The following is a 24,836-nucleotide window of genomic DNA, read 5'->3' as shown; positions in this document are numbered from 1 at the left end:
GGCGGGATCGCCGTCGGCGTCACCGGTGGCGGTGACGCCGTCGCCGGACCTACCTGGTCGCCCGGACCGGCCAGGGCAGCGGCCTGCGGTTGTGGATGTCGCGCCAGCTGTTGGTGGGCACGGCGACCACGCCGACGTCGACCACGTGCTCCGCGCCCGCCTCGACGGTGAAGACCTCGCTGCTCCCGTGGCGGTACCAGGCGTCCTCGGTGGTGGGCACGATGTCGGAGTCGGCGGTGTCGTTGCCGACGTTGGGCGTGGTCAACCGCCACGAGTTCTTGGACAGGCTGACGTGCGCCTGGAACCGCTTGGCCGCCAGGTCCAACCGGTACTGGCCCTGGGAGGTGTTCGAGAAGCCGGCGGAGTCCTCGTCGTCCAGCGCGCGGAAGGAGATGCCGATGCTGTCGACCGGGGGCTCGTTCGGCTCGCGCACACCGTTGGCGTTGAGGTCGTGCCAGATCCGGCCCTTGACCACGCCCTTGCCCACGAAGGTGAAGGACCGCGCGGACTCGTTGTTGGTGGTGACCGACTCCGGCGACCCGGTGGTCACCGACGCGGTCGCGATGACCGACGTGCCGATCGGCGCCTGGTAGGCGACACCGGCGCTGAAGCGGAAGTGGAAGGGGGTCGCCCCCGGCTGGAGCGGACCGACGTGCTCGCACGTCGCGGTTCCCGGCGCCGGGCTCTCGCAGTCCCACTCCGACGACGTCTCGGTGCCGAAGACCTGGAGTTCGGACGGCAGCGTGACGGTGAACCGGACGTCCTCCGCCGGGGCCGTGCCGACGTTGCGGACGCGGGTGTAGACCGAGGTCCAGCCGCCCGGCGGCAGGATGTTGCGCGGCGCGGAGACCTCGACGGTCACGTCCGCCTCGGCCTCCTGCGCCGTCGCGGTTCCCGCCAGTGCGGTCGCCGCCGCGGTGCAGGCGATCACCAAGACGCCCGTGACGCGGCGCGCGAGTACTCCGACTGCCATGGTTCCCCCCAGCGATTTCGTCCGGGAGATGGTAAGGCTTCGCCGACACCGGCGGACCGGCTGTCGGCGAAGACACACCACTGGAGGACACACCGCTAGAAGCGGGCGCCCACGTCGGCGCCGTTGGCCGGGCGCAGGAACGTCGACGACCGGATCGAGCCGTCGGCGTTGCGGGCTCCCGTGATCACGCCCGGGTCCGTGCTGACGAACGACCACGTGCCGCCGAGGTTCCACGAGTTGCCGCTGCCGGTCGAGGTCGAGCCGAGCGAGGCGTTCGTGCCGTTGGCCGCGGCCAGGTCCTTGGTCAGCGCGCTGGACGAGCGGTCGAACTGGAACCCGGTCTTCGGGTTGTCCCACGCGGTGCTGCGCTCGACCCGGTGGCGGCCGGGGTTGTTGTTGTCGACGAAACCGCCGGCCGCGTTGTCCCACGTCATCGTGTTGCGCACGGTGTGGTTCGCGGCCACGCCGTTGCCGCCGAGCTTGAACCCGTTGCCGTCGCCGGTGAAGCCGGGCAGGTTCCAGCGGTTGAACCCGTTGCCCCAGGCCAGGCTGTTCTCCAGCAGGATCGGCGAGGAGAACATCCAGTAGTCCAGGCCGTCGTCGGAGTTGTTCCACAGCCGCGCGCCGCGCACCACGTTGCCGCTGCCGCTGCCTTCCTTGATCGCCAGGCCGTCGGCGCTCTCGCCGTTCTTGCGCGGGTCGCGGTTGCCGTACGCGTCCAGGTTGACGATCTGGTTGTTGCTCGACGCGCCCTGGATGTGCAGGCCCGACTCGTAGTTGTCCCGCGTGACGAGCCGCTCGAAGACGTTGTTGTTGGTGTCCAGGCCGAACACGCCGTAGGGGCCGTGGACGATCTCCAGGCCGATCAGCCGCCAGTGGTCGCCCTCGATGTGCACGGCGCCGCGTTCGGGGCGCGGGATGCTGGAACCGACGGCGCCCGGCGTGTGCGGCATGTTCTCGCCGTCGATGACCACGTGCTCGCCGTTGTGGTTGCGCAACGTGATCGGCTGGCTGGACGTGCCGTTCTTCAGCAGCTGGATGTTGGTGCTCGGCGCGTACGTGCCGCCGCGGACGTGGATCGTGTGGCCCGGTTGGGCCAGGTCGACCCCGCGCTGGATGGTGCGCAGCGGCGCGGCGAGCGTGCCCGGGTTGCCGTCGTTCCCGTCGGTCGCCACGTACAGCGCGGCCGACGCGGCGACGGCGGGCCGCGCCGTGGCACCGGACAATCCCGAGACCGCGACGGCCACCACCGCAATGCCGACGACAAGGGGTTTCACGTTCATTGTGCTCTCCCTTGGTGCGAGGCGGAGCGAACCCTGGTTCACGCTTCTGAACTGGGCAAACCCATTTCGGGAGCGTTCCCGGGGCACGCTAACGCACACCTTTGGAAAAGCGCAACGCACACCGCGGCAATCCTGCGGTTTCACAATTATGAACTAATTGCCACGAGCGCCGGACGGGGCGCGGGGACGACGAATCACGCCGTCCCCGCGCACGCCGCTAAACCGGCGACTCGGCCTTACCTGCCTTGACCATGAACGAACCGGCCACCGCCGCCAGCGACAGGATCGCGGCCAGCAGGAACGCCGCCCGCATGCCGCCCATCTCCGCGCCGAGGGCCGACTCACCGGACTCGGCCAACCCGGCGGCCCGCGCGCTCATCACGCTGACCAGCAACGCCACGCCCGCCGCGGCGGCGAGCTGCTGGGTCGTGCTGAAGATCGCGCTGCCGTGGGAGTAGAGCCGCGCGGGCAACGCGCCCAGGCCGGACGAGAACAGCGGCGTGAAGGAGAACGCCAGGCCCAGGCTCAGCACGAGGTGGAACACCAGGACGAGAGCCGCGGGCGTGGAGGTGCCGAACGTGGTCGCGAACCAGAGCGAGCCGCTGGTCGCGATGGTGCCGACGATGAGCAGCACGCGCGGCCCGAACCGGTCGTAGAGGCGGCCGACGAACGGCGAGAGCAGACCCATCAGCAGGCCGCCGGGCAGCAGGAGCAGGCCCGTGGCCAGCGGGTCGAGCGCGAGGACGTACTGCATGTAGATCGGCAGGATCGTGACCACGCCGAGCAGCAGGCCCATCATCACCATCATCAGGGCGCTGGCGAGCGTGAACGTCCGGAAGGCGAACGTCCGCAGGTCCAGCAGGGCGCGTTCGGTGCGCTGCAACTGCACCTGCCGCAGCACGAACGCCGTGATGCCCAGCACGCCCACCGCGAGCGACGCCCACAGCGTGGCGGACGACCCGCCGCCGCTGTGCCCGATGCTCGACAGGCCGTAGACCAGGCCACCGAAGCCGAGCACGGACAGCAGCACCGACAGCGGGTCGATCGGCGCGCTGCTCGCCTCACCGATGCGGGTCACCCAGCGCAGGCCGAGCACCAGCGCGGTCACCGAGATCGGCAGCACGACCCAGAACATGGCCCGCCAGCTGAACACGTCCAGCAGCACGCCCGACACCGTCGGGCCGATGGCCGGCGCCACCGAGATGACGATCGAGATGTTGCCCATCACCGCGCCGCGGCGGGCCGGCGGCACGAGCGTCATCACGGTCGTCATCAGCAGCGGCAGCATGATCGCCGTGCCACTGGCCTGCACCACGCGTGCGGCCAGCAGCACCGGGAAGCCCGGCGCCAGCGCGGCCAGCAGGGTGCCCGCGCTGAACAGGCCCATCGCCACGCCGTAGAGCACGCGCGTCGACACCCGTTGGATGAGGTAGCCGGTGATCGGGATGACCACCGACATGGTCAGCAGGAAGCCCGCCGTGAGCCACTGCCCGACGGCGGCGGTCACCTGGAGCTCGGTCAGCAGCACGGGCAGCGCGACGCCCATGATGGTTTCGTTCAGGATGACCACGAACGTGGCCACGAGCAGCACGCCGATCACCGCGCGGTCGCCGCGGCTGAGCGCGGGCGGCGACGACACGGCGTCGGACACACCTGCGGAAGTCATGCGTAGATCCCCCAGAGGAAAAGACGGGCGCGACGAAGGCAACGGCGCCCCGATCCCCCCAACCCTACCTCCGGGCTTCCCGACGCCAACTCACTTTTTCCGTCGGCGAACCCGCCGGGGGCCTGCGTGGCCGTGGAGCGCCCGGATCGGCGCAGGACGATCAAGGAAGCTCCATTCCCGCTGATCAGACCGAAACTTTCGACACTCTCCGGCGTTGACAGGCTACGTCTCGCACCAGGTCGCCGACCACCAAACGGCGGTCGAGCCGGCCACCGAATGGGCTTCACCAGCCAAGTGTCCACCTTTTGATACGCGGTGGTACACCGGCAGTTCATTGACGCGACACCCTGGTGACCCCTATCGTTTCGAACCAGTTCCCGAAAGTTTACCTGAATCTGCGAAAGTTTCGGCGACCGTCCTGCAGACCTCCGCCAAGAAGCGGTCGGTGCCCAGCCGATTTCGGCCTGCGGCTGTAGGAGGAACGAACGAGATGTCTCAACTCGTCCTGTTCGCGATAGACATCTGCGCGGTGGTGCTGCTCGTCTTCGGGCTCTACTTCCCACGACATCGCCGCCGCGACCTGGTCGTCGCCTACCTGGGGGTCAACGTCGGCGTGCTCGCCGTCGCGAGCGCGTTGAGCACCACGGACACCGGCGCGGGCATCGGGCTGGGCATGGCCTTGTTCGGCGTGCTGTCGATCATCCGGCTGCGCTCGACGGAACTCGACCAGCACGAGGTCGCGTACTACTTCTCCGCGCTCGCCCTGGGCCTGCTCGGTGCGCTGAGCACGACCTCGCTGTGGCTCAACGGCGGCCTGATGGGGCTCATCGTCGTGGTGATGTTCCTGGGCGACAACCGGCGGCTGTTCCGGCACTACCGGCACCAGGTCCTCGTGCTCGACTCGGCCATCACCGACCACGTCACGCTCGTCGCGCACCTGGAGCAGCTGCTGAACGCCAGGGTGCACTCCGTCACCGTGCAGCGGCTGGACATGGTGAACGAGACCACGGTCGTCGACGTCCGGTACGCGCTGACCGAGCGCGCCCTGACCGCCGCGCCCACCGCGACCGCGCACTCCGGGGTGCGCCGATGACCACGACGACCTTCGCGCCCGCCCTGGCGCGGATGGCCCCGGTGGGGCTGGCCGAGCTGATCGAGCGGGCCGCGTTGCAGACCAGGGTGGACCGCAAGTACGTGATCCCGGCCGAAGCGCTGCCCCGCCTGCTGGAGCAGCTCGCGCCGCACGCACGGGTGCTGGACATCGACGGCGAGCGCACGTTCCGCTACGAGTCGGTGTACTTCGACACGCCGCGGCTGGTCAGCTACCACTCCGCGGCCTACCGCAGGCGCCGTCGGTTCAAGGTGCGCACCCGCACCTACCTCGACTCCGCCGAGTGCTGGCTGGAGGTCAAGATCAGCGGCGCGCGGGGCAGCATCACCAAGCACCGCCTGCCCTACCACCCGAGCGACCGCGACACCGTCCGCCCGGGACGTCACTTCGTCGAGGAGGCGCTCGCCCGCGAGTCGATCGCGCCCGACACCGACGGCTCCCTCGACCCGGTGCTGATCACCGACTACCGGCGGACCACGCTGCTGCTGCCGGACTCCGCGAGCCGGGTCACCATCGACACCGCGCTCTCCTGGCGGCACGACGACTCCACGCTCCACCTGACCGGCCTCGCCGTCGTCGAGACGAAGACCGCGGCGGCCGCCTCGCCGGTCGACCGCATGTTGTGGCAGCGGGGCGTGCGGCCGGTCCGCATCTCCAAGTACGCCACCGGCCTGGCCGCGCTGCGGCTGGACCTGCCGGACGCGCCGTGGCGACGGACGTTGCGCCGCCACTTCCGGCACGCGACGTCGTCGGTGGGCACCGTGCCGACCACCCCGTCCCACCGACCCGAACAGGAGGCATCGTGCGTTTGACCTTCCGCAGCAACGGCGCCGCGGCAACCCATCGCACCACGGGCCTGGCGGTCGCCGCCGTGGTCCTCGCCGGGCTCCTCGTCCCGCTGTCGGCCGGCGCCGAGCCGACCGCACCCACCGGTCCCGTCGGCGGCAAGGCGACCGGCGACGCCGTCACCGCGGCCGCGGCCGACGACCTGGTCGGCGACATCGCGTTCTCCGTGCCCAGCGGCACGTTCCAGGGACAGGTGTCGGTGTCGCTGAGCACCGCGATCAGCGGCGCCCAGATCCGCTACACCACCAACGGGCAGCTGCCCAACGCGCAGTCGACGCTCTACCAGGGCTCGCCGGTGCAGCTCACCCGCACCACGCAGCTGCGCGCGCAGGCGTTCGTCAACCAGGCGGCCTCCGGACGTCCCGGCACGGCCATGTACGTCGCCCGCGAAGCCACCGCCACGGCGCACGACCTGCCCGTGGTCGCGATCGACTCCTACGGCGCGGGCAAGCCGCAGCGCGAGTACTTCGACGGCGCCACCATGATCTTCGAACCGCCGGCGGGCGGCACGACGTCGCTGGCCGCGGCGCCGACGGTCGCCACTCGCGCCGGGTTCCGGTTGCGCGGGCAGTCGTCGGCCTCGTTCGAGAAGACGCCGTACCGCCTGGAGTTCTGGGACAACGCGGGCGACGACGCCGACTACCCCGTGCTGGGGATGCCCGCCGACTCGGACTGGGTGCTGCGCGGGCCGTTCACCGACAAGGCGCTCATCCGCGAGGCGTTCATCTACGACCTCGGCCGCGAGATGGGCCTCAAGGCGCCCCGCTACAAGTTCGTCGAGTTCTACCTCAACACCGACGCCACCGCCGTGGGCCCCAACGACTACATGGGCGTCTACATGATGGTCGAGACCATCAAGAACTCGAAGAACCGGCTCGACCTCAAGGGCCTGGACGAGGACGACACGACCCTGCCGACGATCCAGGGCGGGTACATCTTCAAGTTCGAGTGGATGGCGGCCGAGGAGCCGACGCTGCCGTGCACCGGACCGACGAACACCTGCTGGAACTACTTGGAGGTGGTCGATCCCGACCCGTTGAACACCCAGCAGCGGGACTGGTTGCGCGGTCACGTGCAGGAGTTCCACAACGTGTTGCGGGCAACGAACTTCGCCGACCCGACTACCGGGTACCGGAAGTACATCGACGTGCCGTCGTTCATCGACCACATGATCATCAACGAGCTCAGCCGCGGCATGGACGCCTACCTGCGCAGCGCCCACTTCTTCAAGGACCGGGACGGCAAGATCTTCGCCGGGCCGCTGTGGGACTTCGACCTCACGTTCGGCGTCGGCGGGTTCTTCCAGAACGACCAGCCCGCCGGCTGGCAGCACCAGCAGACCAGGCAGCCCCAGGCCAACGACTGGACCACCCAGCTCCTGCGCGACCCGGCGTTCGTCAACCAGGCCAAGTCGCGCTGGCAGTCGCTGCGGCGCGGCCTGCTCTCCGACTCCGCGCTGCAGAGCCGGATCGACACCCTCGCCCGGCCGCTGACCAACGGCGCCCAGCGCAACTTCCAGCGCTGGCCGAACCTCACCTCGGCGACGGTCGGCTTCTTCCGCACCCCGACCGCGCCCACGTGGCAGGGTCAGGTGCAGGCGATGCGGGACTGGATGCAGCGCCGCATCACGTGGCTGGACTCGACGGCGGGTTGGGGCGGCTCGACCACGCCGACCTCTACCACCTCCACTACTACTACGACCAGTACGACAACGACGACGACCACCACGACTCAACCCGGTGGTGCACGGTGCTCGGCGACGTACACGGTGGTCAACCAGTGGCAGGGCGGGTTCCAGGGCGAGGTCCGCGTCACCGCGGGCACGTCGGCGATCAGCAACTGGACCGTGTCGTGGAGCTACGCCAACGGCGAGACGGTCACCCAGGCCTGGAACGCCACCGTGACCAGCCAGTCCTCCACCATCACCGCCCGCAACGCCGCGCACAACGGCTCGGTCGCCGCCGGCGCCAGTGCCACGTTCGGCTTCCTGGGCTCATCCACCGGGGCGCCCGGCACCCCGGTGCTCAGCTGCACGGCGAGCTAACCGGCGACGGACGCGGGCCCGGCACCTCCCCGGCGCCGGGCCCGCGTCCTCCGCGCATCGGCGACACATTCGCGGCTTGATCACGTAATTCCGATCGGCCGGCGGCGACCGGAAAGTTTCGCAAACCGTTGACATGCTCCAGGCGTCGACTCGATGCTATTCCGCGTCGATCAGCAGCGCTGCTGAAAGGATTCTCGCCGATGTCAGGCAAGAACAGAGGCAGGAGGTTGCTCCCGCTCACCGCGATCACTTTCCTGCTCATGGCAATAGTGACGTCGAACGCCCAGGCGGCAGTGACCTCCAACCAAACCGGAACCAACAACGGCTACTTCTACTCGTTCTGGACCGACAGCCAGGGCACCGTCTCGATGGAATTGGGCTCCGGCGGCAATTACAGCACGTCGTGGCGCAACACCGGCAACTTCGTGGCCGGCAAGGGCTGGGCCACCGGCAGTCGCCGGACGGTGAACTACTCGGGCAGTTTCAACCCGTCCGGAAACGCGTACCTGACCCTCTACGGTTGGACGCGGAACCCGCTCGTCGAGTACTACATCGTCGACAACTGGGGCACTTACCGGCCCACCGGGTCGTACAAGGGCACGGTCACCACCGATGGTGGCACGTACGACATCTACCGGACGACGCGGACGAATGCGCCGTCGATCGACGGCACCCGCACTTTCGACCAGTACTGGAGCGTCCGGCAGTCGAAGAGGACGGGCGGGAGCGTCACGTCCGGCAACCACTTCGACGCGTGGGCCCGCAACGGGATGAACCTGGGCAGCCACCACTACATGATCATGGCGACCGAGGGTTACCAGAGCAGCGGCAACTCCAACATCACCGTCGACGGCCTGGTCGGCGGCAACCCGGGCAACCCGGGCACCGGCGGCTGCACCGCCTCCCTGTCCGCGGGTGACCGGTGGAGCGACCGGTACAACCTCAACGTCTCGGTCAGCGGCTCGTCCAACTGGACCGTGACGATGAACGTGCCGTCACCCGCGAAGGTGTTGTCCACCTGGAACATCAGCGCGAGCTACCCGAGCGCCCAGGTCCTGACCGCCAGGCCGAACGGCAACGGCAACAACTGGGGCGTGACCATCCAGGCGAACGGCAACTGGACCTGGCCGACCGTCTCCTGCGCCGCGGGCTAGCCCAACCCTCCGGCAACCCGGTGGCGCGGTGGCCCTCCAGCCGCCGCGCCACGCGCCGCCGTGGTGCGCTCCCGCCCGAGCCGAGTCAGGCGTCGTGCATCAGACGGCCCACGGCGGCGGCCAGGGCTTCGGACGCGGAGGGTTCCTACCCACCGGATCCGGCCGACCCTCACCAGAGGAGGTCGCCGCGTTCGAAGCCCAGCAGCATGCGCTTGCGCTCGATACCGCCGCCGTAGCCCGTCAGGTTGCCGGTCGAGCCGACGACCCGGTGGCACGGCACGATGATGCTGATCGGGTTCTTCCCGTTGGCCAACCCCACCGCGCGGGACGCGGTGGGGCGGCCGATGGTGGCCGCCAGCTCGCCGTACGACACGGTCTCGCCGTGGGGAATCGCTTTGAGGGCTTCCCACACCGTCCGCTGGAACGGGGTGCCGGCCATCGACAGCGGCAGGTCGAAGTCGGTCCTCTTGCCGGCGAAGTACTCCTCCAGCTGGGCGACCACCTCGTCGAACGGCCCGGCGTCGCGGTCGCCGAAGGTGGCGAGCGGCGGCCGGTGGCGGTGTTCGGGCATGTACAGGCCGGCGAGCACGCCGTCCCGCGCGACCAGCGTGATCTCGCCGACCGGGCTGTCGATCACCGTGTGCACGGCGACTGCGGTTGACATGGTGGTCATTCTGCCGCGCGCACCCGCACCCTGATCATCGCGGCCGCCTTCTCGGCGAGCGCCACGGCCTCGCCCGGCGTGTCCGCCACCACCGTCACCGAACCGGCCCGGTCCCACGAGCTGCGCAGCTCCCGCACGGCCTCGCCGGGCGCCGCCGCCACGGACGCGGCCAGCACCCCCGGCACGGCCTTGGCCTCCTCGACGCCCTCCACCGACACGACCTCACCGGCGGGCGCCTGCAGGAAGCGCACGGCCGCGGCGCGTTCGGCCCTGGTGGGCAGCGCGGGCGGCTCCCCACCGCTCATGATCGTGTAGTACCGCTCGGCCAGGGGGAACCCGTAGGCCTCGTCGATCAACCAGGTGATGCCGTCGCCGGGGAACCGGCCCGCGCACTCCACCAGGTGCGGCGTGCCGTCGGCGACGATCCACTCGCAGTGCACGACACCGGTGCCGAAGCCGACCGCGCGCAACACCGCCTCGGTGCGCTCGGCCAGCAGCGCGGTGGTGTCCTCGGGCAGGTCGGCCGGCACGAGGTGGCCGAGCTCGATCGGGCGCGGACCGCCGAACAGGGTCTTCCCGGTGACGTTGGTGAACAGCGGCACGCCGTCGCGCACCAGCATCTCCACGCTGTACTCGGCGCCGCTGACGAAGGTCTCGACCAGCATCCGCAACGGGATCTCGCGGTCGGGCACCAGGATGCCCTCGTCCTGGCCGGCCAGGCACTCCTGCCACGCCTGGTCCACCTCGGCCGGGTCCCGCAGCACCTTCGTGCCCAGCGACGCCTGCCGGTTCGCGGGCTTGAGCACGACCGCGCCGGGGTGGGCGGCCATGAACGCCCGCACCTCGTCGGGTCCGTCCACGGCCGTGGAGACCGGGTTGGCGATGCCGGCGGCCCGGGTGACGCGGCGCAGCAACTCCTTGTCCCGCAACAGCTGGGCCGCACCGCTGGTCGCGCCGGGCACGCCGTAGCGCTCGGCGAGCCGGGCGGCGAACGGCGTCGCGTACTCCACCAGGGGCACGATGTAGGCCGGGTCGAGGTCGGGGTGGGCGTTGTAGAACTCGTCCGCCGCACCCGGCAGCTGGTACTCCCACGGCACGAGCTCGCGCAGCATGGGCGCGCCCGCCATCTTCGCCGCGATGTCCCGCTTGCGGATGACGTCCGGCTCGTCCACGAGGACCATCGAGGCGTCCTCGAACTCGGTGCGGGTGGGCAGCGGCGCCAGGAAGCCGACGATGATCACCGGTCGCGCGGTCATGGTGTCCTCTCGAAGCTCGATCGGGTGGGGCACACTATCGGGTGATGCCCAGCGCCAGCGGGAAGACGGGCGCGCCGCCGAGCAGGTAGGCGCCCGCGGTTTGCAGGATGCGGTCCTGCGCCACGATGTGCTGGCACATGGTGGTGGTGTCGCGCAGCCACCGGTCCAGCGGTGACGGGCGGTAGATCGACGAGGTCTGCATCAGGTCGTACAGCCGGGTCACGATGGACCGGGCGGTGCGGAACGCGTGCAGCCGGGACAGCGGCAGCGCGGCGCGCTCGTGCGGCGAGAGGTCGTCCATGGTGCCGCCGGCGGACAGCACGTCCCACTGCCGCCGCAGGCTCTCGTACACGCCGGCGCGGGTGGCGGTGAAGTCCGCCTCGCACTCGGCGAGCGCCACCTGGATCCGGTAGTTGTCCGCCGACCCCTTGGCGACGGCGGTCTCCCGGACGTGGTCGAGCGCGGCGCGCGCCACGCCCAGCGGCACGCCGGGCATGTTGCGCATGTGCACCTCGGCCTGGGCCAGCGGCCCGGCGGGTCCGTGCACCTCGCTGAACAGCAGGGTGTGCTCGGCGGGCACGAACACGTCGGTGATGGTGTAGTCGCAGCTGCCGCTGCCCGCGAGGCCCGTGGTGTGCCAGGTGTCGACCACCTCGACCTGCTCGCGCGGCACCATCATCAGCATCGAGTTCTGCGGCACGCCGTCGGGTTCGCCGTCGCGGAACAGCATGGCGCCCGACACCACCCAGTCGGCGTGCGTGATGCCGCTGCCGAACTGCCAGCGGCCGGTCAGCCGGTAGCCGCCGGGCACGATCTCGGCCCGGCCGGTCGGGAACAGCAGCCCCGCGGTGACCATGTCGATGCTGGGGAACATCTCCTTGGCCGCGGCCGGTTCCAGGAACCGGGCGTAGAGGCCGGTGTCCATGCCGATCATGGCGCACCACCCGGCGGAGGCGTCGCCGTGGGCCAGCGCCTCTACCACCCGGGTCTGCTGCTCCGAGGTCATCTCGGGGCCGCCCCAGTCGCGGCCGAAGCCCATCCGGAACACGCCCGCGTCGCGCATCAGCGCCACGACGTCGTCGGGCAGCCGGCGCAGTCGTTCGATCTCCTCGGACCGCTCGCGCAGCCTCGGTGCCAGTTCCTCGGCGCGGGCGAGGATCTCCTCGCCGGTCTCGGGCACGCTCATGTCACTCCTCGGCGTTCGATGGGTCGGTGTCGTCCAACGTGCGGTAGTGACCGCGCAGGTAGACCAGGGGCACGCGGCGGGGGCCGGTGCCGGCGGCCACCACCTCGCCGACGACCATCGTGTGGTCGCCCAGTTGGAAGGAGTCCCACAGCTCGCACTCCAGCCAGCTCGGCGCGTCCAGCACGAGGGCGCCGGTGTGCCGCCCGGGTGCGGCGCACAGCGAGGACAGGGCGCCGACCCGGCTCGGCCGGTCGCCGGAGCACAGCCGGGCCGCGGCGGCGGCCGACCCGTCCAGCACGGACAGCGCCCACTTCTTCGTGGTCAGCAGGTCGGCCAGGAACCGGGACTCGCGCCGCAGGCACAGCGACACCAGGGGCGGGTCGAGGGAGACGGAGGTGACCGAGTTGACGGTCACCGCGTCGTGGTCCCGACGGTCGCCGCGGTCGACGTAGGTGGTCGCGATGCACACGCCGGTCGCGAGGTTGCGCATGGCGCCGCGCAGGTCTGGTGGCACCGGTGGCTCCTAGATCGCCTGGGGGAAGCGGAAGACGCGGTCGGGGTCGTAGCGGCGCTTCACCTCGGCCAGCCGGGCGTAGTTCGGCCCGTGGTAGGCCGACCGCCAGTCGCCCAGGTCGGGGTCGGTGAAGTTGACGTAGGCCGAGTCCGCGGCGAACTCGCCCATGCGCTCGTGCAACCCGGTGAGCCAGTCGAGGTTGGCGCCCACCACGGCGGGTCCGTCCTCGGTGTGCCACGAGGTGTCCATCGAGATCAGGAACAGCACGTCCCGGTGCGGGAACGCGGTCTCTGCCACCGGCACGCGGTTGATCGCGCCACCCCACGTGAACAGGGCCACTCCCGCGCCGTCGGCGTTGGTGCTGCCCGGCCACGCGTCCACCGCGTCCACGATCGTGGCCACGCCCGCGTCCGGCAGCGGCTTGGCGGTGGACCGGGTGCGCACGGCGAACGCGCCGCCCTCGGTGTTGTGGTGCAGGTAGTCCTTGGCCTCCCAGTAGGTCCGGTCGGCGATGTCGACGCGGAACGGCTCGGCGACGGCCAGCGCGGGGCGCAGCATCTCGCGCAGCTCGTCCGCCGGGCCCAGGTGCCAGCCGACGACGGAGACGACCGCCTCCTCGCCGGGGGCGCGGCTGACGCCGATGCGCGCCGCGAACTCGTCCGGCGCCCGGTCCATGACCTCCTGCATGCAGGCCAGCACGTCGCGCGCGTGCCGGCGGTGCCACAGCAGCAGGCACGTCGAGCTCGCCAGCACCGGGCGGGCCTGGAAGGTGAACGAGGTGTTGACGCCGAAGTTGCCGCCGCCACCGCCCCGGCACGCCCAGAACAGGTCGGCGTTGGTGGTCTCGTTGCACGTGACGGTGGTGCCGTCGGCCAGCACGACGTCGGTCTCCACCAGGGAGTCGCAGGTGAGGCCGAACGACCGCGACACCGCCGCGACACCGCCGCCGAGCACCAGCCCGCCGATGGCCACGTCGTCGGCGTTGCCCGCCGGGAACGCCAGGTCGTAGGGCTCCAGCGCGGCGTAGAGGGTGGACATCCGGGTGCCTCCGCCGACGGTCACCAGCTCGCTGGACCGCTCGACCCGCACGTGGTCCAGCCCGCGCAGGTCCAGCACCAGCCCGGTGTTGACCGAGTTGCCCGCGTAGCTGTGCCCGCCGCCCCTGGCCACCACCGGCACGTCGTTGCCGCGCGCCCAGACGATCGCCTTGCCCACGTCGTCCGCGCCGGCCACGGACAGCACGGCGGCCGGGCGGATGTCGGCGTAGCGCCGGTTGAACGGGCGGCTCGCGGCGTCGAAGCCGGGGTCGCCCGGCAGCCGGACGTAGCCGTCGACCAGGTCCGCGAGCTTCGAGAAGTCGACCGTTCGGCCCACGTCAGCGCACCTCCTCCAGGTAGGACACGCCGGTGGCGGCGTGCTCGCCGTACCGCTCCCACTCCTCGCGCAGCACCAGCCGCCCGTCGGGCTCGTGCCGCGGCACGTTGACCGTGCGGCCCGCGATGACCTCGCCGGTGACCAGCACCATCGTGTAGGCCAGGCGGATCGTCCCGTCCTGGTCGCAGGTGCCGGTCACCGTGCCGCGGCGCACCTTGCCGCCGGTGAAGTCGGCCCACACCAGGTCGCCGTCCTGGTGGTAGCGGGCCTCGGTGCCGTCGCCGCCACCGGCCTTGCGGAACCGCCGCCCGTCGTAGTTGATCGTCATTCGTCCACGTCCAGGAGTCCGGTGGGCATTTCCAGGGTCGCGCCGGGCGGCAGCGGGTCGATGCGCTCGGCGTCCAGCCCGACCAGCGCCGCCGCCGCGTCCAGGCGGTCGGCGCAGGTGTCGGCGTCGTCGGCCGCGCACACCACGAACGAGTGGCGCGCGATGTAACCGCCGGGCGGCAGCCGCAGGCTCGCGCCGGGGTCGACCATCGGCGCGGCGACCACCAGCCCGGGCGACTCGGCGGGCACGGTCACCGACCGCACCACGCAGTCGTGCTCGGGGTAGCCGAAGCGGATGCCCGCCACCGAGCTCCTCGTCGGCGTGACCTCGGGCCGTCGGCCGGTGGCCACGTCGAACAGCACCTCGCCGGGGTCGATGCCGGTGGCGGTGCGGCCCAGGAACGGGATCAGGTCGCCGCCGAGCCTGCCGTTGATCTCGATGATCACCGGGCCGCGGTCGGTCAGCCGGACCTCGGCGTGGGTGATGCCGTCCTCGACGCCGAGCACGCGGTGCGCCCGGGCCAGCGTGTCGATCAGCACCTCGTCGTGCAGCAGCGGGTCGGCCGCGTCCACGACGTGCCCGACCTCCTCGAAGTACGGCGGCTCGCCGGTCTGCTTGCGGGCCAGGAACAGCGGCTGGTACTCGCCCTTGTGCAGGGCGCCGTCCACGCTGATCTCGGGTCCGTCGGCGAAGCCCTCCACGATCGCGCCGCCGCGGTAGGGCTCGTCGCCGATCAGGCTGGCGTCCGAGGCGACCCGGAACGCCGCGTCCAGCTCGCTCTCGTCGGCGGCGAGCACGACGCCCATGCTGGCGCCCAGCGCACGCGGCTTCACCACCACGGGGTAGCCGATGCGGGCGGCGGCGGCACGTGCGGCCTCGACCGTCTTGGTCATCTCGCAGCCGGGCTGGGGCAGGCCGGCCGCGGTGAGCCGGGCCCGGGTGTGGTACTTGTCCCGGCAACCGTCCACACCGGACACGCCCAGCCCCGGCACGCCGAACTCGGCGGCCAGGTGCGCGGACGGCATGACGAACGGCTCGTCCCAGCACATCACGCCGACGATCCGCCGCCGTGACGCGATCTCGCGCGCGGTGGCGGCCACCAGCTCGTGGTCGAACAGGTTGACCACGGTGATCTCGTCGAAGTACGCCCGCTGCCAGGTCGGCTGGATGTTGTTGACCAGCACCAGCTCCAGCCCGGCCGCCCTGGCCCGGCCCGCGATCGAGCGGACCAGGTACTCGCGGTACAGCTTCAAGCCGCTGCCGATCACCAGCACGGCGTCGGTTTCGTTCACGTCCCTACCTCCTCGACGATCCGTTCGGCGACGACGGGAGCGGTGCGGAACCCGTCCCCGCCGCTGGCCGCGCGCGCCCACGTGGACGGTCCGGTCCGGACCAACCGGCCGCCGCCGGTCTGCGCGTCGACCGCGTAGTGGCACGTCCTGGTCGCGGTGACGGTGTAGCGCTCGTGGTCGGCCAGCACCGACGACAACGCCAGGTGGTCGGTCCACTCGAAAGCGTCGTCACCCACCGCCGCGACCTCGCGGCACAGGCTCGCGGAACTGATCTTGAGCTGCGTGCCCTCACCCGGCGGGACCAGCCACGCCCGCCCGTCGTCCCCGATGCGGCCCGCGCTGGGTGCGCCCTCCCACCAGTGCGCCAGGTCGTCGGGCGGGCTCAGGTGCACGGTGGTCTGCCGGTGCAGCACGGTCGGCACGTCCACCAGGTCGCCCGACCACGGCCCCGCGGCCACCAGGACCGCGTCACCGCGCACGGTCGACCCGTCGGCCAGGCGCACCGCGGCGGCCTCCTCGTCGACCTCCCGCACCGCGCAACCCGGTCGCAGCGCCACCGACGGCCGCTCGCGCAGCCACCGCGCGGCGGCGTCGAGGACGCGGTCCGCCAGCAGCACGCCGGCGTCGGGTTCGAGCAGGCCGACCGACCCGGTGGGGAAGCGCAGGTGCGGGTACTTCTCCGGCTCCACCACGGAGACGGGCGTCCCGGCCTGCCGTGCGACGTCCAGCGCCGCGTCCACCGCATCGGCGGGCCACCCGGTGACCACGCCGACCCGGCGGTAGAACCGCGTGCCCAGCAACGCCTCCAGCTCCAGCCAGCGGCGGTGCAGCGTGGCCGAGGCGCGGGTGGCGGCCACGTCGCCGGGGTCGAGCGCGCGGATCGCCCGGTGCTCGTCGTGCGACGTGGACGCCGGGTTGGGCACGGGTCCCGCGTCCAGCACGGTGACCCGCAGCCCGGCGAGCGCGCACCGGACCGCGGTGAGCAGCCCGGTGACTCCCGCGCCCACGACGACCACGTGCGGGGTCACCTCACACCACCCCTGCCGACAACCTCGGCAGCTCGCGGGGCGTGACCTCGGTCGCCGACGGCTCGGCCGGGATCGCGGTGTCCGGCAGGGTCGCCGCCGCCAGGTCGACCAGGATCGGCGCGGCGCACCGCAGGAACACGTCCAGCTCGTGCCAGAAGTCGCCCGCGTCGGCTTCGGTGACATCCCACCGCGACAACCGGCCCAGCTGCTCGGCGACGAGTTCCGCCGCGCGGTTGAGGCTGAAGTGGCGCAGCTCGTAGGTCGCGGCGAAGCGGCCGACCACCCGTGCCGCCACCGACCGGGACCGGTCCGACACCGGCAGCGGACCCCGTCCGACCCACGGCCGCGCCCTGTCCACCACCGCGTTCCACGGGTCCACCAGGCGGGTGCGGGTGATCGTGGCCAACGCGTCCAGGGTGAAGTTGGTGCGCTGGTGCTCGGGGCTGGTCGCGGCGAGGTGGAAGCGGATCAGGTCGCGCGGCACCTGCTCGGCCAGGTCCCGGCCCTGCACCACGTGCCCCCGGCTGGTGGAGAACTTCTCGTTCTCCAGCTCGTAGAACTCGTTGGTGACGAACCGGTGCGGCAGCGCGTAGCGGTCGCCGTGCGCCATCAGCACGGCCAACCCGGCGATGGCGAACGGGAACGTGTTGTCGAAACCGAGGAAGTACACCACCTCCGAGCCCGCGTTCGCCGACCACAGCTCGTCCTCCGCGCCCAGGGAGGTGCCCTGGCGCTCGGCGGCCAGCGCGGCGCAGTGCATGCTCCACGCCTGCGTCTCCGCGTTCGGGTTGATCACCTGGCCGGGCGTCTCGGCGAACGGGGCCGGGATGCCCCACGAGACCGGGTGCGTGATCGGGAAGTCGGGCAGCGGCCGGGACAGCAGCTCCTCGACCAGTTGCGCCATGTGCGGGCGCATCGAGTCGGCGTGCCGGGCGAAGTGCTCCCGCAGCCGCGGCCGGAACTCCTCCAGCGGCAGCACCAGGATGTCCGCCTCGCGCAGCTCGACCGGCTCCTCGGGGTGCAGGGTGGACCGCGGGTTCACCAGGTCGCCCGGCGCCACCGGGTGGCCACAGCTCTCGCACAGCCCGGCGCACCCGTCGGCCAGGCACAGCGGGCACCCGCCGCGCACGTAGCCGTCCACCAGGAACTCGCCGGTGCGGGACAGGTGCGGCAGCTTCACGGTGCGCAGCCGCAGGTGCCCGGTGGCGTGCAACTGCACCATGAAGCTCTCGACCCACTTGGTGAACCGGTCGTCGAACCCGGTGAAGCCGTCGACGGCGATGCCCACCGCCGTCAGGGTCGCCTCGATCTCGGCGGCCGACCGCTCGGCCAGCTCCCACGGCGCGAGGCCGAGGCGGTGCGCCGTGGTCACCACGTAGGTCGGCGTGTCCTGCGCGCCGGTCCCGAACACCGCGTCGCGGCCAACCGCGCGGGTGTAGCGGGTGTGCACGTCGGCGGCGAGGAACGGGCCGGCCAGGTGGCCGAGGTGCAGGTCGCCGTTGGCCGTCGGCGCGGGCGACACCACCACCACCCGCCCGGTCACGGCTGGGCCTGCTCTCGGACCTGTTCGCCGCGGGACTGCTCGTGGCGGGCCAGGAAGGCCTCGGACATGTCGGTGTCCCACCAGATCGCGTAGTACTCGAAGTCGGCGTCGTTCTCGTTGAGCACCTGGTGGGTCGTGCCCGGCACGAGGTGCGCGATGTCGCCCTGCACCAGCTCGTGGCGCTCGTCCTCGACGACCAGCGTCGCCCGGCCCTTCATCGCGATGAAGACCTCGTACTCGTGGTGCGAGTGGGCGGTGGACACGTCGCCCGGCCGCACCACGCACCACGCGCCCTCGAACGGCGCGTTGAGCACCTCCCACGGCAGCAGCCGCTCGGAGTCGAGGCCGTAGGCCCTGGTCAGGTTCTCCCGGTCCAGCCTGCGGATCTCGATCATGCTCCCGCCACCTCCACCGCGCGCCGGTCGAGCAGGTCGCCGACGATGTCGCCCGAGCGGTGCGCGAGCACGCTGATCAGCGAGTCGGCGATGCCGTGCGTCTCCTCGTTGACGCCTTGCAGGTACAGCGCGCCCCAGGCGGACTCGCCGAGGTCGACCCGGTACCGGCGGCTGACCGCGACGTCCTCGACGCCCGTGCGGGCCACCAGGTCGCGCACCAGCTTCGGCATCCGCGGCTCGTAGCCGGTGCCCAGCAGCACGACGTCGCAGTGCAACGGCTCGACCTTGCCGCTCTTGCGGTCGCGCAGGTCCAGGACCACCTCGTCGTGCTCGACCCTGGCACGCACCACCTCCGTCATCGAGCGGACGGTCGAGCGCGGCTTGCCCAGCATCTTCTGCTGGTAGAGCATCGAGTACGTCTCGTCCAGGAACGGCGGTGCGAGGCCCGCGTAGTTGGTCAGGTGCACCTCGTCGAGGATCTGCGACCGCACCTCCGGCGTGCAGTCGTAGAACTCGTCCACGAAGGACGGGAAGAACAGCTCGTTGACGAACTTGCTCGTCTGGTAGTTCTGGAAGCCGATCGAGCGCAGCACGATCGTCGGCTCGCACTTGGGCAGGTCCTGGTGCAGCGCCATGAACATCTCGGCCGCGCTCTGCGCGCCGCCGACCACCACGGCCCGCAACGGCCGGTCGGCGTCCAGCGCGGCGACACCCGAGCAGTACCGCGTGCTGTGGATGACCCGGTCGGCCGGCAGCTCGCCGAACACCTCCGGGACGCGCGGGTCGCGGCCGATGCCGACGACCAGGTCGCGTGAGCGCACGGTGTCGCCGCTCGCCAGCGTGACCACCCAGCCGCGGATCGAGCCGTCGTCACCGCGCCACGGGTCGATGCGCTCACCGCGTGCGCCGTAGCGGACTCCCACGTGCTCCAGGGAGTTCGCGACCCACTGCATGTACTCCGACAGCTCCCACCGGTACGGGTTGAACGTGCTCAGGTTGATGAACTCGTCCAAGCGGCCCGTGGTGTGCAGGAAGTTCAGGAAGGAGAACCGGCTGCGCGGGTTGCGCAGGGTCACCAGGTCCTTGAGGAACGAGACCTGGCTGCGGGCCCACGGCAGCAGCAGGTTGCGCTGCCACTTGATGTCCGGGTGCTGTTCGAGCAGCAGCGTGCCCTCGGCGAGCCCGAGCACCCCGGACTCCTCGATGGCCGCCGCGAGGGCAAGGTTCGCCGGGCCGGCGCCGATCGCCAGCACGTCAACCTCTTGGTCCGTCACATCCCACCCCGATCGTCGTGTTCGGTCGAAAACAGGCGCGTGGCAGTGCCGACTGCGCGCACACGTGCGCGGCGGAGAATCGTCGGTTTGTCGGGAGAACAATCACCCGGGGCGCGGGAAGGTGATTCCCCGCACACATCCGGATCAATTACGACAAGCGTCCGGCACGACTACAGTCAAGCCGACGTGACAGTTGATCGGTAGTGCCGGCCGGCCGTCACAATCAATTCCTGGCGACCGGTCCGGCGGACCGTGCGACCGGCGCCGCGCAGGTCGAGGGCGAACGCCCGCGCCAACGGGTCCAGGCGGTACACGCCCGGCCGCCCGGCGCCGCGCAGCAACCCCGCGTCGGCGAGCTCGTACACCGGCTCGTCGTCGGCGAACGCGCCGCGGACCACCGGCTCGTCGGCGGCCCGGTGGGCCAGCTGGTGCAGCACGGCCTTGGCCGCGTCGCCCAGCCCGAGGTAGGTGGACTGGTAGGAGTCGCGGACCGACAGGTCGCCGATGCTCAGCCAGTCCAGCAGCGCGCACGGCCCGGTCAGCCGCGCGAGCACCCGGCTCACCGGGACGTCGGGCCTGGCCGCGAGCTTGCGCGCGGCGATGTCCAACGCCTGCGGCAGGTCGCCGCACAGCCGCGCGACCCGGTCGCAGTCCTCCGGTTCGGCCGCGACCGGGTCCGGCACGGCGCCCGCGAGCATGGCGACGGCCTCGGCCCGGGACGGCACGCCCAGCCGCAGCCTGCGCACGTCGCGCAGGCCGAGCAGCGGCGTCCGGCCGACGATCACGGTGGTGCTGCGCGCGCTCTCCACCAGCAGCGGACGGACCTGGCGCTCGTCGCGGACGTTGTCCAGCAGCACCACGAGCCCGCGTTCGGCGATCAACGAGCGGTACACGGCCGCCTGCTGGTCGACGTGGTCCGGCAGGTGCTCGACGAGCACGCCCAGGGCGCGGAGGAACCCGTCCAGGACGGTCCGCGCGCCCCGCTCACCCGGCTCCAGCGGCCCGAGGTCGACGTAGAGCTGGCCGTCCACCGCGGCGGCGGCCGAGCGGTGGGCGTGGTGCAGCGCCAGCTGGCTCTTGCCCACGCCCGCCGGACCGCTGATCACCACGGGTGTGGCGGGGTCCGCGGCGAGCAGGCGCAGCTCGTCGACCCGGCCGACGAAGCCGCGCGGTCTCATCGGGAGCTGCGCCGGGCGCGGGACGCACGACCGCGTCACCACCGGTTCCGGACGGCTCGGCGAGGTGGTCACCTCCGGGTCGAGCCCGCTGGAGACCTCCAACCACCGACGGCGCCACTGCTCGCGGTCGCCACCGCACGCGGCCACGAACGCGAGCGTCACCTGCAGGGTCGGCATCCGGTGGCCGCTGGCCGCGCTGGACAGCACCGACGAGGAGTACAGCGCCGCCCGACCCATGTCCCGATAAGTGGGGTTGCCCGCCCGGGCGCGCAGTCGTCTCAATTCGCTTGCGAAAATCGCGACCGCGCCGGACGAGGCGTCGACAGGTTTTTCCGGTCTACCCATCCCCAGCGCATCCCTTTCTCTCGTGTGCGCGCCAAGCATGAATAATGGGCCGACTGGCCGCTACCGCCGATCGGAGGACATGGGAATCCATAGGATTTGAACATGACCGCACCACCCCAGGCCCGTAACGTTTACCGCCGGCCGCATTTGTGACGCATCGTCGCAGGACGTGCGCGGCGCGTTGCGGACGATATTCTGGATGAACGGTAAATGGCTGGGAATAAGTCGATCGGAACGCCGTCACCGCAAACGACGACCGGCCCGGCAGGCGTCGCCTGCCGGGCCGGTCGGCCGAGTTGCCGGTGGTTCACACCGAGGTCTTGCCCTCCCGCATGCCGACCAGGGCGAACCAGCCGCCGATCAGGCCGAGCACGCCGCACAGCAACCACACACCGTTGTCGAACGCGCCCCAGGCCAGCACACCGAGCGTGGGCCCGAGCGCCGAGCCGAGGCCGAACGTGGCCTGGTGCGTGCCGACGTAGCGGCCGCGGACCGAGGCGGGGAACTTCGCCGGGTGCGCGAACATCGTCGGCCCGCTGATCATCACCCCGAGCACGAACACCGCGGTGCTGACCACGATCACGACCGCGTGCGAGCCGAGCCCGTAACCGGCCGCGCCCAGGCCCATCACCACCGTGCCGACGGCGCCCGCCGCCCACGGCACCCAGTTCTTGACGTACGAGGTGATCTTCAGCTCGGACACGACCAGGATGATCGACGCCGTGGTGAGCACGATGCTGTAGAGCGCGGCCGGGTGCCCCTCGCTGGTGATCTTCAGCGGGAGCGCCACCACGTACTGCACGTAGATGAGCGTGCCCAGCAGCACCGAGGCGAGGAACGCCAGGTACCGGCCGTCGCGCAGCATCACCGCGTACGCGGACCGCTTCTGCGCGCCGGACTCGGCCTCGTCCTCGTCGTCGCGCGGCGCGTGCGTGGCGGGCAGCGTCAGCCGGGCCACCACCGCGTAGGCCAGCGCCGACACCGCGTCGAAGTAGAACAGCAGGTCCCAGTCCAGCAGGATCAGCCCGGCCGCGATGAGCGGCGCGAGGGCCGCGCCGCCGTTGAGGGCGATGCGCATCATGGAGAACGCCATGACCCGGTGCTCGGCCGGCATCAGCTCGCTGAGCAGCACCGCCGCCGCGGGCCGGTAGCACTGGGTGGCCAGGCCCGCCGCGCCGATCGCGACCAGCAGCACGCCGAACAGCCCCGGCGTGCTCAGCGACGGCATGACCGCGAGGACCGCCGCCGACACCGTCATCGCGCCGACGATCGTGGCGCGCGGCCCGAGCCGGTGCACCAGCTCGCCACCGAGCAGCGTGCCGAGCACCGCGCCCGCGCTGTAGCAGGTGAGCGCGATACCGGCCTGGCCGATGGAGAACTGGCGCACGGTCAGGTACAGCACCAGGAACGTCTGCGCGAACGCGCCCATCTGGTTGATGAGCACGCCACCGAGCAGGTAGCGGACCGCCCGGGGCGTGGCCCGGACGCTCGCGAAGACGCCGCCCGGTGTGCCCGCTTCCTTCGTGGTCACTGCGATTCCCCGTCCGTTGCCGTCCGATTACCAGTCGTCGTCCGCCGGGGCGCCGTTACGCGCCCCGACGGCGCCCAGTCCACCGGAGTCGGACGTTGTCCGACAGGGTTGATCTGACCTGGCGATCAATCGCGATCAGCGGGTGAACACACCGTTGACGGCGCCGAAGTCGAGCGCGCCTTCGAGTTCGGTGTAGGTGCCCTTGGTCAGGGCCTCCTCGGCGGCGCGCTGCGCGACGGAGTACGCGGCCTGGGTCACGGCCGTGCCCAGGCTGACGCGCCGGACGCCGACGGACTCGAACTCGGCCACGCTCGGCGCGCCGGGGCCCGCCATCACGTTGACCGGCAGCGGCGAGGCCTCGACCAGCTGCTGGAGCACGTCGAGGTCGACCAGGCCGGGCACGAACAGGCAGTCGGCGCCCGCCTCGGCGTAGGCGGCCGCGCGGGTCAGCACGTCGTCCAACCGGCCCTCGGGCTCGCCGACCTGGAACAGGAACACGTCGGTCCGGACGTTGACCACCAGCTCGGGCAGCCCGGCGCGCCGCGCCGCCTCCCGCGCCGCGCGCAACCGGGCGGCCTGCTCCTCGGCGGTGAACAGCGGCACGCCGAAGCCCTTGGAGTCCTCGACGTTCACGCCCACCACCCCCGCCTCGACCACGGCCTCGACGGTCGCGGCGACGTCCTCGGGCGCGTGGCCGTAGCCGCCCTCGACGTCGGCGGTCACCGGCACGTCCACGGCGGCGGCGATCAGGCGGACCTGCTCGACCATCTCGTCGCGGGACAGGCTCTGCCCGTCGGGCCTGCCCAACGCCCACGACACCCCACCGCTGGTGGTGGCGACGGCCTTCGCGCCGGCCCGCGCGATCAGGGCGGCACTGCCCGCGTCCCACGCGTTCGGGAGCACCAGCACCCCGTCCGCGTGGAGGTCGCGCAGTAAGTCCGCCTTGGCCTTGTTTCTGTGCATGTCAACGACACCTTTCGATCACCGCGACTGGGTGGGGGCGGCGCATCGTAACAGCGCCGGGTGACGGCTCAGGGCGGGCGGCGGTCAGCCGAAACGGCCGTGCACGTAGTCCGAGGTGCGGGTGTCCGACGGCGACTCGAAGATCGTCTTCGTCGGTCCGGCCTCCACGATCACCCCCGGCGTGCCCTGCTCGGCCAGGAAGAACGCGCACTGCTGCGACACCCGGGCCGCCTGCTGCATGTTGTGCGTGACGATCACGATCGTCACCTCGTCGGCCAGCTCGGCGATGGTCTGCTCGATCCGCCGGGTCGACGTCGGGTCCAGCGCCGAGCACGGCTCGTCCATCAGCAGCACGTCCGGCCGCACCGCCAGCGACCGCGCGATGCACAGCCGCTGCTGCTGGCCGCCGGACAGCGCCCCACCGGGCTGCCGCAGGCGGTCGCGGACCTCGGGCCACAGGCCGGCCTTGGTCAGGCACCGCTCGACCAGCGCGTCCTTCTCCGCCCGCCGGGCGCGCACGCCGGTCAGCTTCAGGCCCGCGACCACGTTGTCGTAGATGGACATGGCGGGGAACGGGTTCGGCTTCTGGAACACCATGCCGATCCGCTTGCGCGCGTCGGTGAGCTTGCGCGCCGGGTCGTACACGTCCTGCCCGGACAGCAGCACCTCGCCCGCGAGCGACGCGCCGGGCACCAGCTCGTGCATCCGGTTGAGGATGCGCAGGAACGTCGACTTGCCGCAGCCCGAGGGCCCGATCAGCGCGGTGACCGTGCCCGCGGGCATCACCAGCGACACCCGGTCGAGCACCTTGCGCTCGCCGAACCAGGCCGAGATCGACCGCGCCTCCAGGTCGGCCAGGGCCGGGGGCATCGTGAGCGTCATCCTGGT

At 71.4% G+C, this 24,836-nt stretch carries 22 protein-coding genes; 4 read left to right on the top strand and 18 right to left on the bottom strand.

Going from position 1 to position 24,836, the window contains the following annotated elements:
* Positions 1-49: 49 nt before the first annotated feature.
* From ACYVLT_RS13770 to ACYVLT_RS13760, 3 genes are all read right to left on the bottom strand, one after another.
* Positions 50-973, bottom strand: a complete 924-nt coding sequence (locus ACYVLT_RS13770; protein WP_461120553.1) for an SdrD B-like domain-containing protein — start codon at positions 971-973, stop codon at positions 50-52.
* A gap of 95 nt (positions 974-1,068) precedes the next feature.
* A complete protein-coding gene (locus ACYVLT_RS13765) occupies positions 1,069-2,256 on the bottom strand; it encodes a right-handed parallel beta-helix repeat-containing protein (RefSeq protein ID WP_461120552.1) in 1,188 nt (395 codons plus the stop codon).
* A gap of 217 nt (positions 2,257-2,473) precedes the next feature.
* Complete coding sequence (locus ACYVLT_RS13760; protein ID WP_461120551.1) at positions 2,474-3,922, bottom strand: DHA2 family efflux MFS transporter permease subunit; 1,449 nt, start codon at positions 3,920-3,922, stop codon at positions 2,474-2,476.
* 490 nt (positions 3,923-4,412) lie between these two features.
* Between ACYVLT_RS13760 and ACYVLT_RS13755 the strand changes: the two genes are divergently transcribed.
* The 4 genes from ACYVLT_RS13755 (at position 4,413) to ACYVLT_RS13740 (ending at position 9,077) form a co-directional block, all read left to right on the top strand.
* Positions 4,413-5,015, top strand: a complete 603-nt coding sequence (locus ACYVLT_RS13755; protein ID WP_461120550.1) for a DUF4956 domain-containing protein — start codon at positions 4,413-4,415, stop codon at positions 5,013-5,015.
* Positions 5,012-5,845 (top strand): polyphosphate polymerase domain-containing protein, encoded by an 834-nt coding sequence (locus ACYVLT_RS13750; RefSeq protein ID WP_461120549.1) that lies wholly within the window; start codon positions 5,012-5,014, stop codon positions 5,843-5,845. Before ACYVLT_RS13755 ends, ACYVLT_RS13750 begins: the two co-directional genes overlap by 4 nt.
* Positions 5,836-7,923, top strand: coding sequence for a CotH kinase family protein (locus ACYVLT_RS13745; RefSeq protein WP_461120548.1), 2,088 nt, complete (start codon positions 5,836-5,838; stop codon positions 7,921-7,923). Before ACYVLT_RS13750 ends, ACYVLT_RS13745 begins: the two co-directional genes overlap by 10 nt.
* Positions 7,924-8,216: 293 nt before the next feature.
* Positions 8,217-9,077 carry a glycoside hydrolase family 11 protein gene (locus ACYVLT_RS13740; protein WP_461120547.1) on the top strand — a complete coding sequence of 287 codons (861 nt, stop codon included), beginning with the start codon at positions 8,217-8,219 and terminating at the stop codon, positions 9,075-9,077.
* Positions 9,078-9,246: 169 nt separating this feature from the next.
* On the opposite strand, the gene ACYVLT_RS13735 is transcribed toward ACYVLT_RS13740, so the two are convergent.
* From ACYVLT_RS13735 to ACYVLT_RS13665, 15 genes are all read right to left on the bottom strand, one after another.
* Positions 9,247-9,741 (bottom strand): methylated-DNA--[protein]-cysteine S-methyltransferase, encoded by a 495-nt coding sequence (locus ACYVLT_RS13735; RefSeq protein WP_461120546.1) that lies wholly within the window; start codon positions 9,739-9,741, stop codon positions 9,247-9,249.
* Between the two features lie 5 nt (positions 9,742-9,746).
* Positions 9,747-10,997, bottom strand: coding sequence for an ATP-grasp domain-containing protein (locus ACYVLT_RS13730; protein ID WP_461120545.1), 1,251 nt, complete (start codon positions 10,995-10,997; stop codon positions 9,747-9,749).
* Between the two features lie 34 nt (positions 10,998-11,031).
* The gene (locus tag ACYVLT_RS13725) at positions 11,032-12,183 is read right to left on the bottom strand and encodes an acyl-CoA dehydrogenase family protein (protein ID WP_461120544.1); all 1,152 of its coding nucleotides are present in this window, start codon (positions 12,181-12,183) and stop codon (positions 11,032-11,034) included.
* Position 12,184: 1 nt separating this feature from the next.
* Positions 12,185-12,697 carry a flavin reductase family protein gene (locus ACYVLT_RS13720; protein ID WP_461120543.1) on the bottom strand — a complete coding sequence of 171 codons (513 nt, stop codon included), beginning with the start codon at positions 12,695-12,697 and terminating at the stop codon, positions 12,185-12,187.
* A gap of 9 nt (positions 12,698-12,706) precedes the next feature.
* On the bottom strand, positions 12,707-14,071 hold the full coding sequence (locus ACYVLT_RS13715; RefSeq protein ID WP_461120542.1) for an FAD-binding oxidoreductase: 1,365 nt from the start codon (positions 14,069-14,071) through the stop codon (positions 12,707-12,709).
* Position 14,072: 1 nt separating this feature from the next.
* Positions 14,073-14,399, bottom strand: a complete 327-nt coding sequence (locus ACYVLT_RS13710; RefSeq protein WP_461120541.1) for a hypothetical protein — start codon at positions 14,397-14,399, stop codon at positions 14,073-14,075.
* Positions 14,396-15,691: an ATP-grasp domain-containing protein gene (locus tag ACYVLT_RS13705; protein WP_461120540.1), complete on the bottom strand. Its 1,296-nt coding sequence runs from the start codon at positions 15,689-15,691 to the stop codon at positions 14,396-14,398. The genes ACYVLT_RS13710 and ACYVLT_RS13705 overlap by 4 nt, the downstream gene beginning before the upstream one ends.
* Entirely contained in the window at positions 15,688-16,719 is a 1,032-nt protein-coding gene (locus ACYVLT_RS13700) for an FAD-dependent oxidoreductase (protein ID WP_461120539.1), read from the bottom strand. The genes ACYVLT_RS13705 and ACYVLT_RS13700 overlap by 4 nt, the downstream gene beginning before the upstream one ends.
* A gap of 1 nt (position 16,720) precedes the next feature.
* Positions 16,721-18,262, bottom strand: coding sequence for a class I tRNA ligase family protein (locus ACYVLT_RS13695; protein ID WP_461120538.1), 1,542 nt, complete (start codon positions 18,260-18,262; stop codon positions 16,721-16,723).
* A complete protein-coding gene (locus tag ACYVLT_RS13690; protein ID WP_461120537.1) occupies positions 18,259-18,657 on the bottom strand; it encodes a cupin domain-containing protein in 399 nt (132 codons plus the stop codon). Before ACYVLT_RS13690 ends, ACYVLT_RS13695 begins: the two co-directional genes overlap by 4 nt.
* Entirely contained in the window at positions 18,654-19,931 is a 1,278-nt protein-coding gene (locus ACYVLT_RS13685) for a lysine N(6)-hydroxylase/L-ornithine N(5)-oxygenase family protein (RefSeq protein WP_461120536.1), read from the bottom strand. The genes ACYVLT_RS13690 and ACYVLT_RS13685 overlap by 4 nt, the downstream gene beginning before the upstream one ends.
* 176 nt (positions 19,932-20,107) lie before the next feature.
* Positions 20,108-21,391, bottom strand: a complete 1,284-nt coding sequence (locus ACYVLT_RS13680; protein WP_461120535.1) for an NB-ARC domain-containing protein — start codon at positions 21,389-21,391, stop codon at positions 20,108-20,110.
* 370 nt (positions 21,392-21,761) lie between these two features.
* Positions 21,762-22,985, bottom strand: a complete 1,224-nt coding sequence (locus tag ACYVLT_RS13675; RefSeq protein ID WP_461120534.1) for an MFS transporter — start codon at positions 22,983-22,985, stop codon at positions 21,762-21,764.
* Positions 22,986-23,120: 135 nt separating this feature from the next.
* The gene (locus tag ACYVLT_RS13670; protein ID WP_461120533.1) at positions 23,121-23,948 is read right to left on the bottom strand and encodes an isocitrate lyase/PEP mutase family protein; all 828 of its coding nucleotides are present in this window, start codon (positions 23,946-23,948) and stop codon (positions 23,121-23,123) included.
* Between the two features lie 84 nt (positions 23,949-24,032).
* Complete coding sequence (locus ACYVLT_RS13665) at positions 24,033-24,830, bottom strand: phosphate ABC transporter ATP-binding protein (protein WP_461120532.1); 798 nt, start codon at positions 24,828-24,830, stop codon at positions 24,033-24,035.
* Between the last annotated feature and the right edge of the window lie 6 nt (positions 24,831-24,836).

The sequence above is a fragment of the Saccharothrix stipae genome, from assembly GCF_054781895.1.
The sequence above is the reverse complement of the archived record's forward strand: the minus strand, read 5'-3'. Positions and strand labels throughout refer to the sequence as shown.

Excerpts from the sequence above, each read along its gene's own strand:
- ACYVLT_RS13710 (WP_461120541.1), bottom strand. The coding sequence starts at position 14,399 with ATGACGATCAACTACGACGGGCGGCGGTTCCGCAAGGCCGGTGGCGGC.
- ACYVLT_RS13665 (WP_461120532.1), bottom strand. The coding sequence starts at position 24,830 with ATGACGCTCACGATGCCCCCGGCCCTGGCCGACCTGGAGGCGCGGTCG.
- ACYVLT_RS13750 (WP_461120549.1), top strand. The coding sequence starts at position 5,012 with ATGACCACGACGACCTTCGCGCCCGCCCTGGCGCGGATGGCCCCGGTG.
- ACYVLT_RS13735 (WP_461120546.1), bottom strand. The coding sequence starts at position 9,741 with ATGTCAACCGCAGTCGCCGTGCACACGGTGATCGACAGCCCGGTCGGC.
- ACYVLT_RS13725 (WP_461120544.1), bottom strand. The coding sequence starts at position 12,183 with ATGAGCGTGCCCGAGACCGGCGAGGAGATCCTCGCCCGCGCCGAGGAA.
- ACYVLT_RS13755 (WP_461120550.1), top strand. The coding sequence starts at position 4,413 with ATGTCTCAACTCGTCCTGTTCGCGATAGACATCTGCGCGGTGGTGCTG.
- ACYVLT_RS13765 (WP_461120552.1), bottom strand. The coding sequence starts at position 2,256 with ATGAACGTGAAACCCCTTGTCGTCGGCATTGCGGTGGTGGCCGTCGCG.
- ACYVLT_RS13770 (WP_461120553.1), bottom strand. The coding sequence starts at position 973 with ATGGCAGTCGGAGTACTCGCGCGCCGCGTCACGGGCGTCTTGGTGATC.
- ACYVLT_RS13670 (WP_461120533.1), bottom strand. The coding sequence starts at position 23,948 with ATGCACAGAAACAAGGCCAAGGCGGACTTACTGCGCGACCTCCACGCG.
- ACYVLT_RS13730 (WP_461120545.1), bottom strand. The coding sequence starts at position 10,997 with ATGACCGCGCGACCGGTGATCATCGTCGGCTTCCTGGCGCCGCTGCCC.
- ACYVLT_RS13690 (WP_461120537.1), bottom strand. The coding sequence starts at position 18,657 with ATGATCGAGATCCGCAGGCTGGACCGGGAGAACCTGACCAGGGCCTAC.
- ACYVLT_RS13760 (WP_461120551.1), bottom strand. The coding sequence starts at position 3,922 with ATGACTTCCGCAGGTGTGTCCGACGCCGTGTCGTCGCCGCCCGCGCTC.